The sequence below is a fragment of the Fodinicola feengrottensis genome (assembly GCF_010993775.1).
In the GTDB taxonomy this organism is placed as follows: domain Bacteria; phylum Actinomycetota; class Actinomycetes; order Mycobacteriales; family HKI-0501; genus Fodinicola; species Fodinicola feengrottensis.
Genome location: NZ_WOTO01000033.1, coordinates 57835 through 71730, shown reverse-complemented (window position 1 = coordinate 71730; position 13896 = coordinate 57835). Strand labels below are relative to the sequence as shown.

Sequence of the window (13896 nt, the reverse complement as noted above, 5' to 3'; positions counted from 1 at the left end):
GGGAAGCGACGGCGGGCTAGAGGTTGCTGTCCTCGCCGTCCTTGGCGAGGTCCAGGCCGCGGGCCTTCATCCAGGGCATCGGGTCGACTGCCTTGTCGTCGATCCGGACCTCGAAGTGGCAGTGCGGGCCGGTCGAGTCGCCGGTGCTGCCGACCAGCGAGATGACCTCGCCGGCGGTCACCTTCTGGCCTTCGTGCACCAGCAGCTTGGAGTTGTGCCCGTAGCGAGTCTTCACGCCGTTGCCGTGGTCGATCTCGACCAGGTTGCCGTAGCCGCCATACCAGCGGGCGATGCTCACCACACCGTCATTGGAGGCGTGGACCTGGGAACCGTACGGCGCGGCGATGTCGACGCCGGCGTGCAGGACGCCCCAGCGGATACCGAAGAGCGAACTCAACGGGCCCTGCGCTGGCTTCAGCCAGGTGACACTCGACTTCGGCTTGGGAGCTGCCGTACGAGCCTGCGAACGGGAGGCGCGGTCGTTGCCGCGGGCGTTCGCTGAGCTGACACTGGAGGACGCGGTGCTGTTCTGGTGCACGTCGACGCCGGGCGGACCGGAGGCGGTGATGTTGGCAATGGCCGGAAGTGCGCCACCGGCACTGAACGCGACCACGCCAGCACCGACAACGGCGCTGGTCACAACGATCGCGTACCGACTGCGGGTGTCAATGGTCGCGCGGTGGCGGCCGTGATGACGTGCCATGGGTTTGCGATGGTGCACGTGACACCCTTCGTTCCACGCCCGGCCGGTGTTACAGCTGCCAGCCTGGCCTTTTCACGCGCGGCACCGCGGAGTTAACCGTCTGAGCCGGGGGAAGTCGCGCTGCCGATGCTCTGTCTCGGCACTGGCCGACCCTAGCACCCACTTTTTCGGGCGCCCCGCGCCCCTGTCGGCGTGTCCGAAAATTCACGTCGTGACCTGCGATATCAGCACGTCGGGGCGGCCATTCGAGCGATGATCATCGGCCATGCGGCGGGCGTATGGCCGATGGTAAGAACGCACTCGTACGTACGCACGCGGCGTTGCCGAATGTGGCCAACGCCATTAGTCGCACATCGTTGCGTTGAACGACCGTTAAGGGTGCGGCCAGAGGCATTAAGCTGACCGGAAGAACGAGCTGGGAGGTTCGCGATGGCCGGACGGATCCGGGTGGTGGTCGCCAAGCCGGGGCTGGACGGGCACGACCGGGGAGCGAAGGTGGTCGCGCGGGCGCTGCGTGACGCCGGGATGGAAGTCATCTACACCGGCCTGCACCAGACGCCCGAGCAGATCGTCGAGACGGTGATCCAGGAGGACGCGGACGCGGTCGGGCTGTCCGTCCTGTCGGGTGCGCACATGACGCTGTTCACCAAGGTGACGGATCTGCTGAAGGAGCGCGGCGCGGACGACGTGGTGGTGTTCGGCGGCGGGGGATCATCCCGGACGGGGACATCGCCGAGCTGCAGCGGCTCGGAGTGGCCAAGATCTTCACGCCGGGTGCGGCCACTATGACCGAGATCGTCGAGTGGGTAAGGGCGAACGTCGCCTCACCGGCCCCCGCCTGACCCTTTTGTCGCGACGGCAGTGGTTCGGCAGTGCGTAGCGGGACAATTCATGGTCCATAAGGAGTGGACTATGGCTGTCTCGGGGAAACAAGTCGACCGCACCGACCTTCCATCCGACCTGCCGGTGGTGCTGACCCGGATCCGGCCTTTCGGGGGCCGAAGTTCGGGGATCGCGCTGACGGTGGCGGTCGTGTTGGTGGTGAGCCAGTTCCTGTGGACCGGGGCGGCAGACGCTCTCTGTTTTATGGGATAGCAAGCATCTTGCCGCGGGTGGTGATCGTGGCCGCCGTCGTGCTGATGGCGCTGGGGCGGGGGGCTCTGGCGGCGTCGATGGCCGATCGGGCCGATCTTCGGCGCCGACTCGCACGGGATCTGGTGGCGGCAGCGCCGGTGGCTGCTCTCGGTCAGCGTCTCGTGGCTGCCCTGGTCGGCTGTCACGTCCACGGACCTGGGAGCGCGTTGGTACGGCCGGCGGGTCTTCGTGGTGGAAACCTCCACGACTCCGTCGAGGCTGGTCATTCCGGTCGCCGGTGTGCGGTGGGATGGGATTCCGCTTCGTTATGGCCCCGCCTGGCACGCAGCGTTGGGAGCACTCAGGGGCGGTCAGCTCAGTGCGAAGCCGCTGGTGACCGATGCGTACGAGCAACAACCTGTGACGGACCTTCCGCGTCGCGACTTTCCAGTGGTCTTGATGGCGCGCTTCACCGGAAATCGCGGTCCGCTGATGGCCGGCGGCGCCATCCTGTTCGGCGCCCTGTTCTTCGGTGGCGGAGTAGGTCTGCTGTCGCTGGTCGACCCGGTCATGCTGCCAAGAATCGGGTTTCTGGTAGTCGCCTGCTTGGTCGTGACTGTCGTGGTGACCGCGGCGACGGTCGCGGTCCGGCGCGGCTCGCCGCTCCCGACCGCCGTTTTCGCCGCTGACGAGACCGGCGTCTGGTATCGGTCCTATCTCGGGGGCCGCCGGTCGCCGCTGCGGCACTGCCGCTGGGCCGACATTGGCTGGATCGGCGAGCGCAGGTCCGGGCCGACGGTCAGCCTGGTGCTCGGCGCGTACGGCCGCAGGTTGCCCGGCGCCGGCCCGTCTGGCCAGGTGCGCATCGACGTTTCCGGCGCGCGGTGGCGGGGCGTGGACGCGCGTGGCGCGGAGTATCTGCCGGGTCTGCAGGCCCGACTGCACCACCTGTCCGGCGGCCGGACGCCAGTTTTCGCCCCGCCTCCCGCGACCCTGATGCGCTACCCCACAGCACCCGCCCAGCGGCCAGTCGACGCCCGCACTATCGAACCCATCGCTGCGCAGTCGGCGCCCGGCTCGTACGCACCGCCAGTGGACGACTGGGCTCGGCCAGTCGACCCGCCTCACTCGCACTGAGAACCATTTTCGACGTACCAGGGCCGCCCGAAGCGGCCAAGGCGACGGGTGGCCAAAGACCTGTGGCTGAGTGCGATCGGCCACACGAGGGTGGTCACGTGTCGAGCAGGTCACGCCGGGTCGATAGTCTCCGGAACAGTCCGTACACCCCACTTGTACGGGCCTGTCACCGGCGAGAAGACGAGGCGGTACGGCAGTGGATCTGTACGAATACCAGGCGCGGGACCTGTTCGCCAAGCATGGCGTCCCGGTGCTGGACGGGGCGGTCGCGGACACCGCCGAGCAGCAGGCGCGCGAGATCGCCGAGAGGTTCGGCGGGCACGTGGTCGTCAAAGCGCAGGTGAAGGTCGGTGGCCGGGGCAAGGCCGGCGGGGTGAAGCTGGCCAGCGACCCGGCTGACGCGGCCGAGAAGGCCGGCCAGATCCTCGGGATGGACATCAAGGGCCACACCGTGCACCGGGTGCTCATCGCGCAGAGCGCGGAGATCGCCGAGGAATACTACGTGTCGTTCCTGCTCGATCGCTCCAACCGCACTTTCCTGGCGATGGCCAGCGTCGAGGGCGGCGTGGAGATCGAGGTGGTCGCGGCGACCAAGCCCGAAGCGCTCGCGCGGATCCCGATCAGCGCGATCGAGGGCGTCGACGAGGCGAAGGCACGTGAGATCGCGCAGGCCGCGAAGTTCCCCGCCGAGCTGATCGACCCGATCGCGCATGTGCTGGTGAAACTCTGGGAGGTCTTCACCACCGAGGACGCCACCTTGGTCGAGGTGAACCCGCTGGTCAAGACAAAGGACGGCAAGGTCCTCGCGCTGGACGGCAAGGTCACCCTCGACGACAACGCCGAGTTCCGGCAGGCCGACCACGCGGCGCTGGAAGACTCCGCGTCGGCGGACCCGCTGGAGGCCAAGGCCAAGGCGCTGAACCTGAACTACGTCAAGCTGGACGGAGAGGTCGGGATCATCGGCAACGGCGCCGGCCTGGTGATGTCCACCTTGGACGTGGTCGCGTACGCGGGCGAGAAACACGGCGTCAAGCCGGCGAACTTCCTGGACATCGGCGGCGGCGCGTCAGCAGAGGTGATGGCCAACGGGCTGTCGGTGGTGCTCGGTGACGCGGACGTACGCAGCGTCTTCGTGAACGTTTTCGGCGGCATCACCGCCTGCGACGCGGTCGCCGACGGGATCGTGGCCGCACTCAAGATTCTCGGCGCCGAGGCGACCAAGCCCCTGGTCGTACGGCTCGACGGCAACAACGTGGTGGAAGGGCGCCGGATCCTCACCGAGGCCGCGCATCCACTGGTGACGCTGGTGGACACGATGGACGACGCGGCCGCCAAGGCCGCCGAGCTTGCGGCAGTGGGAGCCTAGGTCATGGCGATTTTCCTGAATGAGAACAGCAAAGTCATCGTCCAGGGGATGACCGGCTCGGAGGGGATGAAGCACACCCCGCGGATGCTGCGCGCCGGCACCACCGTGGTCGGTGGCGTCAACCCGCGCAAGGCCGGCCAGAAGGTGGACTTCGACGGCAGCTCGCTGCCGGTCTTCGGCACCGTCGCCGACGCGATGGCCGAGACCGGTGCGGACACCACGGTGATCTTCGTGCCGCCGGCTTTCGCCAAGAGCGCGATGCTGGAGGCCATCGACGCCGGCATCGGACTCGCGGTGGTCATCACCGAGGGCATCCCGGTGCACGACTCCGCCACCGCGTGGGCGCACGCTGTCGCGACCGGCAACAAGACCCGGGTGATCGGCCCGAACTGTCCCGGCATCGCGAGCCCCGGCAAGTCCAACGCGGGCATCATCCCGGCCGACATCACCGGGCCCGGCTCGATCGGGTTGGTCTCCAAGTCGGGCACCCTGACGTACCAGATGATGTACGAGCTGCGGGACATCGGCTTCTCGACGGCCGTGGGCATCGGCGGTGACCCGGTCATCGGGACCACCCACATCGACGCGCTGCAGGCCTTCGAGGACGACCCGGAGACCTCCGCGATCGTGATGATCGGCGAGATCGGCGGCGACGCCGAGGAGCGTGCCGCCGCGTACATCAAGGAGCACATCACCAAGCCGGTCGTCGGCTACGTGGCCGGTTTCACCGCTCCCGAAGGCAAGACGATGGGCCACGCGGGCGCGATCGTGTCCGGCTCGTCCGGCACCGCCCAGGCCAAGAAGGACGCCCTGGAGGCGGCCGGCGTGACCGTCGGCAAGACGCCGAGCGAGACGGCCCGGCTGCTCCGCGATCGCGTCAAGTAGTTCGGCTTTTCAGCGGCTCCCGGCAACAGAACCACCATGTCGCCGGGAGCCGCTTGTCGTACGCGACCGGCTGCGCAGCCGGATTCCGATGGCAGCATTTGTCCACAGGCCCAGTCCCGTACGTAGTAGGGACCGGCGTGTCCGGGCGATCTTCGGCGCGTACGGCTGTCAGAGTGGATCGAGTGACCGACCTGCTGGAGCCGGGAGCGGCCGCTTCGGGCCCACGTACGACCGGCGAGATCCCCAAACCCGACCCTGAGCGGCGGCCGGTGCCGTTGTGGCTGGCCGCGGTGAGTACGACCGGATGGGCCGTACTCACCGGCATGGGCCCGTTGGTCGCGGTGATCCTGCTGGTCTGGGTGGCGGATTCCTCGAACGGGTCGCGCGCGGTCGACGCCTTCCGGGTCGGCATCGGCGTGTGGCTGCTCGCGCACGGCGCGACATTGCAGGTCGGCGGCGTGTTGGTAGGCCTCGCCCCGCTGCTGGTGACCGGGATGGCCGGCTGGCAGGTGGTCCGGGCCGGCGCCAACGCGCGCCCCGCGGTCGGCGCCAACGGGCTCGCGATGGGCGCTCAGGTCGTCGCGGCGGTGGCCAGTTGCTACACGGTGGTCGGCGCGGTCGCCGCGGTGGCGGTGCTCGGCAGCCCGGCGCAGGTGCCGGTGTTGCCGGCGGTCAGCGCGGTGGCGGCGCTGGGCCTGCTGGGCAGCGCGATCGGCGTGCTGCGGGTGCCGGACATCCGCCGCGACCTGCTCCGCAGATTCCCGGCGCCGATGCTCTCGGTGGTCCGGGGCCGGCACCGCCGCCGCGGTCGCGGTGCTCGGCGCCGGAGCGGTCGTCGCGGCCGCCGGGGATGGTGCTGAACTGGCAGCGTACGGTCACGCTGATGGCTGGCCTGGACGACGGGCCGATCGGCGTGATCGGTCTCTGGGTAGTCTGCGTTTTGTACGTACGTACGACGGTGGCGATCTGGGGCGCGTCGTACGTGCTCGGACCCGGGTTTGCGGTGGGCGCGGGCACCCACGTCGGTCTGTCCGGTGTCGCGCTGGGTCCGCTGCCGGCCGTACCGCTGCTCGGTGGCATCCCGGCGGCAGCGGCGCCATGGCCGGCGTACGCGCTGCTGGCCCTGCCGGTGGCGGCCGGTGTCGGTGCCGCATTGATGGTCCGCCGATCCCATCCGGGTGCCGCGACGGTGCCGCGGTTCGCGTCAGCCGCGCTGACCGGTCTGGTGGCTGGCGTTTTGCTCGCAGCGGCGGCGCTGGCGGCCGGTGGCCCGCTCGGGTCGGCCCGGTTGGCCGAAGTCGGGCCGTCCGGGTGGCACGTCGGTGTCATTGGTGGGCTGGAGGTTGCGCTCGGCGCGGTCGGGTTGGTCGGCTTTGAGTACGCGCGCGACTGGGCGCTGCGCCGGTGGGCAGGCTCCCGCAGCGAGAAACCCGAAGCTGACCCGGTTGATTCAGCGGACTCCGCGGAGCAGCCCACCGAACCGGTCCAGCCGGTCCAGCCCACCGAGCCCATCCAGTCGGTCGAAGCCGAAGAGCCGGCCGAGCCCACGCTCGCTCAGTCGACGCAGCTTGAGCCCACGGTTGTCGAGGCCGCGATGGTTGAGCACCCCGAGGGTGTCGAGCCCACCGCGGACACCGAGATTCCGCAGGCCTGACGGAACAGCAAAAGGCGCCGCCGGACCTCGCGGTCTCCGGCGGCGCCTTTGGCTTGAGGCTTGGAAGTCTCTTGAGATTTAGTAACCGCTGGTCGGGATAGCGCTCAGCGCGGTGATCTGGATAATGACGCTGATGATCGTGCAGATGCAGCTGAGACCCCAGAGACAGCCACCCACGATGTAGCCGATCTTCTTCCACTTGTGCGCGCTCGCGAACTCGACCGAGGCGCCGGCGGAGTCACCGCGCGAGAGCAGGTCCTTGCCCCGGTTGTTGGCGATGATCACCGCGATGAAGAACGGCCAGCAGAGAATGAACGACAGCACGAGCTGGCCGACGCTGACCTCGCCGGTCGGGCCGTTCGGAAGACCCCCGCCGCCACCGCCGTAGCCGCCACCACCGGAGTAGGGGGGCTGGCCGCCATAGCCACCGCCACCTGACTGCGGCGGTTGGCCGTAGCCACCCGGCTGTTGCGGCTGTTGGCCGTAGCCGCCTGGCTGCTGGCCGTATGGATCCTGGCCCTGGCCGTATGCCATTTCGAGAACTCCTTGGCGGTCTAGACGGTGACCTTGCCGATCGACCGTCAGTTATCGCTTTACCGCTGCGCAGCGTACAGGTTGTCTATGACGGCCTGTCGCGACGGGCTGGGCCTGTCGCATGCGGCTACACCAGCGAGGACACAGCGTAACCGCACCCCGCCAGAATCACCTGTTCTGACTCACGCATTGATGCACTTTCCGCGAGTTGTCGCCGGCGTTGAGCGCGCATTTGCCCATTGGGCTGTTCCAAAGGGCGATTGCCGCGATCAGCGCACCAGTGCTGACCAGCACCGCGCAGGCGCCGAGAATGACCCCGGTCAACGCCATCCCGCGGCCGCGCGCGCGCGCCGTCGGCCACCAGCCGTACGCCGATGACTCCCACGATGAGGGCCGGGATGCCGAGGTAGAAGCCGCTGAAGAAGCAGCTGAGCAACAGGCCGGCGATCCCAAGGAGCAGCGCGAGGATGCCCAGCCCGGCCGAACCGGCCGCGGTTGGTACGGCCACCGGCCGCGGCTGGGCCGGCTGCGTGAACGGCGGTGTGGCCGGCCAGGCCGGCGCCGTGCGTACGGTCGCGGACCCGGACGCCGGATGCCCGTACGCGGGACGCCCCGACACCGGTTGTCCGGACACCGGGTGCCCGGACACCGGCTGGGCGGAGGTGGGAATTCCGGAGACTGGCGGCCCGGATACCGGGTAGCCAGATACTGGATAAACAGTGCCGGGGCGACCAGAGACTGGCTGGCCAGAGACCGGAAGTCCAGACACTGGCTGGCCAGACACCGGAAGTCCAGACACCGGTAGTCCGGAGACCGGTCGACCGGGCGCCGGAGGCGCTGATACCGGCGGAGGTGGAGGGGGCGGTCGCACCGGCGCGACTGGTGGTGCGGCCGACGTACCCGGGCGAGCCGGCAGTGCGGTCGTCGGTTGCGCCGGCGGAACACTCCCCGGCTGGGTGACCTGCGGCGGCGCCGGTTGAGGGCCCTGGGAGGGTACGGCTGGTATCTCCGGCGGCTGCTGCCCTGGCGCTGGGGCCGCCGGCTGCTGTCCCGGCGCTGGGGGCGGTGGAGCTGCCTGCGGTTGTTGGCCCTCGGGCGGTCCGACCGCCGGCGGCTGTGCCGATCGACCAGGCGATGGGGTGGCCGGTGGGGTTCGTGATGGCTCGTCCGGCGGTGGTGTCGCCTGGGGTGGCGCGGACGGCGACGGCTGCGCCGCTGCCGCTGGCTGGCCCTGCGGTGCTGCCGGGGTGGACGAAGGCTGCTGTGTCGCCCCCGACTGCTGCGATGGTGTTGCCGCGGTGGGCGGCGGCGCTGTTCCGGGCACCGGCTGGGGCTGCTCCGGCGTTGGCTGCGAGGACGGCAGCTGAGCGGCCGGCGCCGGAGCTTGCCACGATGGCGGACCTGCTGCATCCGGCGCGTTCTCAGCTGGCGCCGGCGCTGAGGGTGCCGTCGCTTCGGCCGCACTCGGCTGGACGGGCGTGCTGGGCAGCCTTGGGGCAGGGCTCTGCGGCGCTGGTGCCGGCGTCGGGCTCTGCGGTGGCGTGGTCGGCGGGGGTGGGGGTGGCGATGCGTCCGGTGTCTCGGTCGAGCCGGGCTGCGCTGGAGCGCTGGGCTGCGCTGCGGCCGGCGTCTGACCTGGAGCGGACTGCGCAGGGGCGGTTGGCGGTGCGGCCGCCGGTGGAGTCGGTTGTGGCGCCGGACCGCCCTGTGAGGGGCCCGGCGGTCGCGTGGGGTCGGGCTGCGGCGCAGTGCTGGCCGGTGGGCTCGGCGGAGCCGCGGGATCAGCCTGCGGTACCGGTGTTTCGGCTGGTGGCGGCGGGGTGGGAGTGGGCCTGGGACGCGGCCGGGCCGGGCCGGCGGGGTGGCGGGCGTACGTGCCGGGATGGGCGCTGCCACCGGCGGGGGTGGCGAGCTGGGCTTGGGCGCTGGTGCTGGCGGCGCTGTGGGTGGCTCGGCGGCGCTGGTGGTTTTGTCGCCCGGCGTAGCGGTCCCAGCGTCGGCCGTTGGCAGGTCGGCGACAGGGACGTCCGGCAGTGCGATCAGCTCGGTCGGATCGTCGTACGTGCCGTCGGCGTTGGCGACCGGCAACGTGATCTGCTCGGTCGGGCCGTTGTACGTGCCGTCGGCGTTGGCGACGGGCAGCGTGATCTGTTCGGTCGGGTCGTTGTAAGAGGCCGGTGTGGCTGGCGGTGCGGTTCCCCCGGCCGATGCCGTCTGGTCCGGTCGAGCCGGAGCCGGAGCCGGAGCCGGAGCCGGAGCCGGAGCCGGAGCCGTGGGGTGGGGTCTGGGACGCAGGTGGGGGCGGTGGGGGGGCCGCGAAATCTGTACGGTCTCGGCGCTTGCCGGTTGTGGGGGCGCGCGGCCGGGGGCGGGCTGCTGGCAGTTGGCGGAGAAGGCCGCTCCGCGCTCTTGGCTGCCGTGTCCTGCGGCGCACCGGCGGTCTCGTTGGTCGCCGTGGTCGATGGCACTGGTACGGCCGCGGTCTCGGCTTCGGGCGTACCAGCCGGAACAACGGTCTCCAGATCCAGATCCGCGGAAGCTGCCGGAGCGGGAGTGGCAGCGGCCGGTGGCACGGTGGTCGGCTGGTCGGAGGTTGGTGCGGACGAGGACGGCGGCGTGGCCGGGGGTACCGACTGCTCGGACCGGGGTGAATCCGGTGTCGGCGAGTTCGGATCGGTCATGCTCTCTGAGGTCCCTTCGACGCGTCCACGCATGCAAAAGCCGCGAGCCGGACGCTACTGCATCCGGCTCGCGGCTTCGCTGCTGCCGCCGCAGCGGCAGGACGCTAGTGTCCTACGCCTTGGACGGCGAGCAGGCTGCTGATCACGCTGAAGATGATGCCGATCACATGCAGTGCGACGAAGACAACCGAGACGATCAGTGCGATCTGCGGGAGCCTGGCCGGCTCGCCGAAAGCGGCCGCCTTCTTCCGGGCCTTCAGGGACAGGATAATCCCCACAATCGGCCCGGCGAGAAAACACAAAACGGAAATAACAATGGCGATGATGCTTAAGGTCTGCGCATTGCTTCGCTGTACTGGCTGAGCGCTCACATTCTCCTGCTTTCCCAAACCAAGGTAACTTCGGATGAACCAACCGGGTCGACGTCTTGGCGTCATGAAAAGAAAAAAACGGCAGCAACGGACGACTCGGTGGTGTCGGCAATCGTCGGCTGGTGGGGACGGCGAATCAAGCGCTTTGAGACCTGAAACGGGTCTTCTGCCGCTTCGATAGGCAACCGCGGCTGGACGGTCGAGCCAGCAGATCGGTCGTTAGTCTGAGGTTGCCGCCGGCTGGCGGCCCGGATCCGGCGCCGCTGGTTGGGCACGAGTGGCCCGGGCCGAGCCGCCCCGGCGGTGGCCGGTAGTCTGGACCTCGCGCGTTTCGGCATATGGAGGGCAGCCCTGACCGCCCGATTGGTAGTTCTCGTGTCCGGCTCGGGCACCACCCTGCAGGCTCTGTTGGACGCTTGCGGGGATCCGGCGTACGGCGCTCAGGTCGTCGCTGTCGGTGCCGACCGCGAAGGCATCGTCGCCCTGCAGCGCGCTGAGCGTGCTGGGGTGCCGACTTTTGTCCACCAGCTGGCCGACTACGGTTCGCGGCCGGAGTGGGACTCGGAGTTGGCCAAGGTGGTCGCCGGGTACGACCCCGATCTGGTGGTCTCGGCCGGTTTCATGAAACTGGTCGGGGACGGATTCCTGGCCGAGTTCGGCGGGCGTTTCATCAACACACATCCGGCGCTGTTGCCGGCTTTTCCTGGCATCCACGGTGCCCGGGACGCTCTTGAATACGGTGTGAAAATCACCGGTTGCACGCTGTTCGTGGTGGACGCCGGAGTGGACACCGGGCCGATTCTCGCGCAGCGGGCGGTTCCGGTGCTGGACGATGACGACACCGATGCCCTGCATGAGCGGATCAAGGTCGCCGAGCGGGAGATGCTGGTCGAAACGGTCGGCCGGTTGGTGCGGTACGGGTGGACGGTTACCGGAAGAAAGGCAACGATTCCATGATTGCGGGCGGGCAGCAGGTGCCGATCCGGCGCGCGCTGATCAGCGTGTACGACAAGACCGGGCTGGTGGAGCTGGCGCGCGGGCTGGCGGAGTCGGGCGTGCAGATCGTCTCGACCGGATCGACCGCCGGCCGGATCACCGAAGCCGGCATCGCGGTGACACCGATCAGTGATGTCACCGGTTTCCCAGAATGTCTGGACGGACGGGTGAAAACGCTGCACCCGGCCGTACACGCGGGCATTCTGGCCGACCGGCGACGAGAAGACCACCGTAAGCAACTGTCCGATTTGGACATCGCGCCTTTCGATCTGGTGGTGGTGAATCTCTACCCGTTCCGGGAAAGGTCGCCTCCGGCGCGTCCGGCGACGACGTGGTTGAGCAAATCGACATCGGCGGCCCCGCGATGGTGCGCTCGGCGGCGAAAAACCACGCCAGCGTCGCGGTGGTCGTCGACCCGGCCTCGTACGACACGGTGCTCGCCGCGACCCGGGCCGGCGGTTTTGACCTCGCGACCCGGAAACTGTTGGCGCGTAAGGCTTTCTCGCACACCGCGTCGTACGACGTGGCGGTCGCCAGCTGGCTCGCCGGCGAGGAGGTCGACGAGGAAACCGCGCCTGGCGCGAACTCCTGGCCGGCTTTCACCGGAGTGACCGGCGAGCGGGCCGCGGGTGCTGCGGTACGGCGAAAACCCGCACCAGGCCGCCGCGCTCTACGTCGAGCACGACTCGCCGGCCGGCATCGCGCAGGCGGAACAGTTGCAGGGCAAGGAAATGTCCTACAACAACTATGTCGACGGTGATGCCGCCTATCGCACCGCGTACGACTTCGAAGACCCGTGCGTCGCGATTATCAAGCATGCCAACCCCTGTGGGATCGCGGTTGGCGCGGATATCGCTGAGGCGCACCGAAAAGCGCACGCCTGCGACCCGGTTTCCGCGTACGGCGGGGTGGTCGCCAGCAACCGGCCGGTGTCCGCGGCGATGGCCGAGCAGCTGGCGGACATCTTCACCGAGGTGCTGATCGCGCCGGCGTACGAAGACGGTGCTTTGGCCCTGCTGGAAAAGAAAAAGAACCTGCGCGTGCTGATCGCGCCGGAACGCGACGCCAAGCCGGTAGAGCTGCGGCCGATTTCCGGCGGCATCCTGGCCCAGACCGCCGACCGGTTGGACGCCCCCGGCGACGACCCGGCGAACTGGAAGTTGGCCGCCGGTGACGCGGTCGACGAGGCGACGCTGGCGGACCTGGCGTTCGCTTGGCGGGCGATCCGCGCGGTCAAGTCCAACGCGATCCTGCTGGCTCATGACGGCGCGACCGTCGGCGTCGGGATGGGGCAGGTCAACCGGGTCGACTCGGCCAAGCTCGCGGTGGCCCGCGGCGGCGACCGGGTGGCCGGATCGGTAGCCGCGAGCGACGCGTACTTCCCGTTCCCGGACGGCCTGGAAGTGCTGCTGGAGGCCGGCGTGCGAGCGGTCGTGCAGCCCGGCGGCTCGATCCGTGACGACGTCGTCATCCAGGCGGCCAAAGAAGCCGGCGTCTCGCTCTACCTGACCGGGACGCGGCACTTCTTCCACTGACGACGTTAGGGTTTCGTTCCGTGACTGCGACGATTCTGGACGGCAAGGCGACCGCTGCGGCGATCCGAGTGGACCTGACCGGCAGGGTGGCCAAGCTGGCCGCCGCCGGTCGTGTTCCTGGGCTCGGCACCATCCTGGTCGGCGACGACCCGGGGTCGGCGGCGTATGTGGCGGGCAAGCACCGCGACTGCGCCGAGGTCGGCATCTCGAGCATCCGGGTGGACCTGCCCGGCTCGGCGACCGAGGACGAGATCCTCGAAGCGGTGGACGGGCTGAACGCGGACCCGGCTTGTACGGGCTACATCGTGCAGCTGCCGCTGCCGTCCGGGGTCGATGCCGGCCGGGTGCTGGAGCGGGTCGACCCGGACAAGGACGCCGACGGCCTGCACCCGACGAACCTCGGCCGGCTGGTGCTGGGCGTCGACGGTCCGCTGCCCTGCACGCCGCGCGGCATCGTTGAGCTGCTTCGCCGCTATGACGTACCGATCGCCGGCGCGCACGTGGTGGTCGTCGGCCGTGGCGTGACGGTCGGCCGGCCGCTCGGGCTGTTGCTGACCCGCAAATCCGAGAACGCCACCGTCACGCTGTGCCACACCGGCACCCGCGACCTGCCGTCGTACGTCCGGCAGGCGGACATCGTGGTGGCTGCCGCCGGCAACCCCGGCCTGATCACCGCCGACATGGTCAAGCCCGGCGCGGCTGTGCTCGACGTGGGCACCACCCGGGCGTCCGGCGAGGGCGGCAAGACGCGGCTGATCGGCGACGTGTGACGAAGGACGCGTACGAGGTGGCCGGCTTCGTCGCCCCGATGCCCGGCGGCGTCGGCCCGATGACCCGCGCGATGCTGCTGACCAACGTCGTTGAAGCCGCCGAACGCTTCTCCGCCTGAGCGCGCGCTTACTCGCGCGCGCGTTACGTACGTAACGAAAAACCCCCCCCCCCCCCCCCCCTCTCAAAGGG

At 69.5% G+C, this 13896-nt stretch carries 18 protein-coding genes and 2 pseudogenes; 15 read left to right on the top strand and 5 right to left on the bottom strand.

Annotated elements, in window-relative coordinates:
- Positions 1–16: 16 nt before the first annotated feature.
- Complete coding sequence (locus GNX96_RS27800; RefSeq protein WP_163570586.1) at positions 17–640, bottom strand: M23 family metallopeptidase; 624 nt, start codon at positions 638–640, stop codon at positions 17–19.
- Positions 641–1132: 492 nt separating this feature from the next.
- On the opposite strand from GNX96_RS27800, the gene GNX96_RS27795 reads away from it, so the two are divergent.
- The 7 genes from GNX96_RS27795 to GNX96_RS27765 all read left to right on the top strand — a co-directional run bounded on the left by GNX96_RS27795 (position 1133) and on the right by GNX96_RS27765 (position 6819).
- A complete protein-coding gene (locus GNX96_RS27795; RefSeq protein WP_313885799.1) occupies positions 1133–1492 on the top strand; it encodes a cobalamin B12-binding domain-containing protein in 360 nt (119 codons plus the stop codon).
- 123 nt (positions 1493–1615) lie between these two features.
- Complete coding sequence (locus GNX96_RS27790; RefSeq protein ID WP_163570584.1) at positions 1616–1798, top strand: hypothetical protein; 183 nt, start codon at positions 1616–1618, stop codon at positions 1796–1798.
- A gap of 231 nt (positions 1799–2029) precedes the next feature.
- Positions 2030–2914: a hypothetical protein gene (locus GNX96_RS27785; protein ID WP_163570582.1), complete on the top strand. Its 885-nt coding sequence runs from the start codon at positions 2030–2032 to the stop codon at positions 2912–2914.
- A gap of 196 nt (positions 2915–3110) precedes the next feature.
- A complete protein-coding gene (sucC, locus tag GNX96_RS27780; protein WP_163570579.1) occupies positions 3111–4280 on the top strand; it encodes an ADP-forming succinate--CoA ligase subunit beta in 1170 nt (389 codons plus the stop codon).
- A gap of 3 nt (positions 4281–4283) precedes the next feature.
- Positions 4284–5165 (top strand): succinate--CoA ligase subunit alpha, encoded by an 882-nt coding sequence (sucD, locus tag GNX96_RS27775; RefSeq protein ID WP_163570576.1) that lies wholly within the window; start codon positions 4284–4286, stop codon positions 5163–5165.
- A gap of 182 nt (positions 5166–5347) precedes the next feature.
- The gene (locus GNX96_RS27770) at positions 5348–6025 is read left to right on the top strand and encodes a cell division protein PerM (RefSeq protein WP_163570574.1); all 678 of its coding nucleotides are present in this window, start codon (positions 5348–5350) and stop codon (positions 6023–6025) included.
- Positions 6016–6819, top strand: coding sequence for a cell division protein PerM (locus GNX96_RS27765; RefSeq protein WP_163570573.1), 804 nt, complete (start codon positions 6016–6018; stop codon positions 6817–6819). Before GNX96_RS27770 ends, GNX96_RS27765 begins: the two co-directional genes overlap by 10 nt.
- Before the next feature lie 78 nt (positions 6820–6897).
- Here the strand turns inward: GNX96_RS27765 and GNX96_RS55695 are convergent, their stop codons facing one another.
- Both GNX96_RS55695 and GNX96_RS27755 read right to left on the bottom strand, forming a co-directional pair.
- Positions 6898–7353 (bottom strand): hypothetical protein, encoded by a 456-nt coding sequence (locus GNX96_RS55695; protein ID WP_279581654.1) that lies wholly within the window; start codon positions 7351–7353, stop codon positions 6898–6900.
- 127 nt (positions 7354–7480) lie between these two features.
- Complete coding sequence (locus GNX96_RS27755; protein ID WP_279581653.1) at positions 7481–7861, bottom strand: hypothetical protein; 381 nt, start codon at positions 7859–7861, stop codon at positions 7481–7483.
- A gap of 22 nt (positions 7862–7883) precedes the next feature.
- Here GNX96_RS27755 and GNX96_RS55690 point away from each other — a divergent pair, with 22 nt between their 5' ends.
- The 5 genes from GNX96_RS55690 (at position 7884) to GNX96_RS27735 (ending at position 9523) form a co-directional block, all read left to right on the top strand.
- Positions 7884–8054 carry a hypothetical protein gene (locus GNX96_RS55690; RefSeq protein ID WP_279581652.1) on the top strand — a complete coding sequence of 57 codons (171 nt, stop codon included), beginning with the start codon at positions 7884–7886 and terminating at the stop codon, positions 8052–8054.
- A 275-nt stretch (positions 8055–8329) separates the two neighbouring features.
- Positions 8330–8512, top strand: a complete 183-nt coding sequence (locus tag GNX96_RS27750) for a hypothetical protein (RefSeq protein ID WP_163570567.1) — start codon at positions 8330–8332, stop codon at positions 8510–8512.
- Positions 8493–8720: a hypothetical protein gene (locus GNX96_RS27745; protein WP_163570565.1), complete on the top strand. Its 228-nt coding sequence runs from the start codon at positions 8493–8495 to the stop codon at positions 8718–8720. The genes GNX96_RS27750 and GNX96_RS27745 overlap by 20 nt, the downstream gene beginning before the upstream one ends.
- Positions 8721–8831: 111 nt before the next feature.
- Positions 8832–8987, top strand: a complete 156-nt coding sequence (locus GNX96_RS27740; protein WP_163570562.1) for a hypothetical protein — start codon at positions 8832–8834, stop codon at positions 8985–8987.
- A 227-nt stretch (positions 8988–9214) separates the two neighbouring features.
- Complete coding sequence (locus tag GNX96_RS27735; protein ID WP_279581651.1) at positions 9215–9523, top strand: hypothetical protein; 309 nt, start codon at positions 9215–9217, stop codon at positions 9521–9523.
- Between the two features lie 615 nt (positions 9524–10138).
- Here the strand turns inward: GNX96_RS27735 and GNX96_RS27730 are convergent.
- Complete coding sequence (locus tag GNX96_RS27730; RefSeq protein ID WP_163570556.1) at positions 10139–10423, bottom strand: hypothetical protein; 285 nt, start codon at positions 10421–10423, stop codon at positions 10139–10141.
- A gap of 285 nt (positions 10424–10708) precedes the next feature.
- Here GNX96_RS27730 and purN point away from each other — a divergent pair, with 285 nt between their 5' ends.
- Positions 10709–11362 (top strand): phosphoribosylglycinamide formyltransferase, encoded by a 654-nt coding sequence (gene purN / locus GNX96_RS27725; protein WP_279581650.1) that lies wholly within the window; start codon positions 10709–10711, stop codon positions 11360–11362.
- Here purN and GNX96_RS55685 read toward each other — a convergent pair.
- Positions 11334–11540, bottom strand: coding sequence for a hypothetical protein (locus GNX96_RS55685; protein ID WP_279581673.1), 207 nt, complete (start codon positions 11538–11540; stop codon positions 11334–11336). The two genes, purN and GNX96_RS55685, sit on opposite strands and share 29 nt — an antisense overlap.
- Here GNX96_RS55685 and purH point away from each other — a divergent pair.
- Together purH and GNX96_RS27715 are read left to right on the top strand one after the other, a co-directional pair.
- Positions 11446–12936, top strand: a pseudogene (gene purH / locus GNX96_RS27720) (bifunctional phosphoribosylaminoimidazolecarboxamide formyltransferase/IMP cyclohydrolase). The gene GNX96_RS55685 and the pseudogene purH sit on opposite strands and share 95 nt — an antisense overlap.
- Before the next feature lie 20 nt (positions 12937–12956).
- A pseudogene (locus tag GNX96_RS27715) lies at positions 12957–13825 on the top strand (bifunctional methylenetetrahydrofolate dehydrogenase/methenyltetrahydrofolate cyclohydrolase).
- Positions 13826–13896: the final 71 nt, after the last annotated feature.

Coding starts and splice junctions, on each gene's coding strand:
- GNX96_RS55695 (WP_279581654.1), bottom strand. CDS start 7,353: ATGGCATACGGCCAGGGCCAGGATCCATACGGCCAGCAGCCAGGCGGC.
- GNX96_RS27790 (WP_163570584.1), top strand. CDS start 1,616: ATGGCTGTCTCGGGGAAACAAGTCGACCGCACCGACCTTCCATCCGAC.
- sucD (WP_163570576.1), top strand. CDS start 4,284: ATGGCGATTTTCCTGAATGAGAACAGCAAAGTCATCGTCCAGGGGATG.
- GNX96_RS27795 (WP_313885799.1), top strand. CDS start 1,133: ATGGCCGGACGGATCCGGGTGGTGGTCGCCAAGCCGGGGCTGGACGGG.
- GNX96_RS27765 (WP_163570573.1), top strand. CDS start 6,016: ATGGTGCTGAACTGGCAGCGTACGGTCACGCTGATGGCTGGCCTGGAC.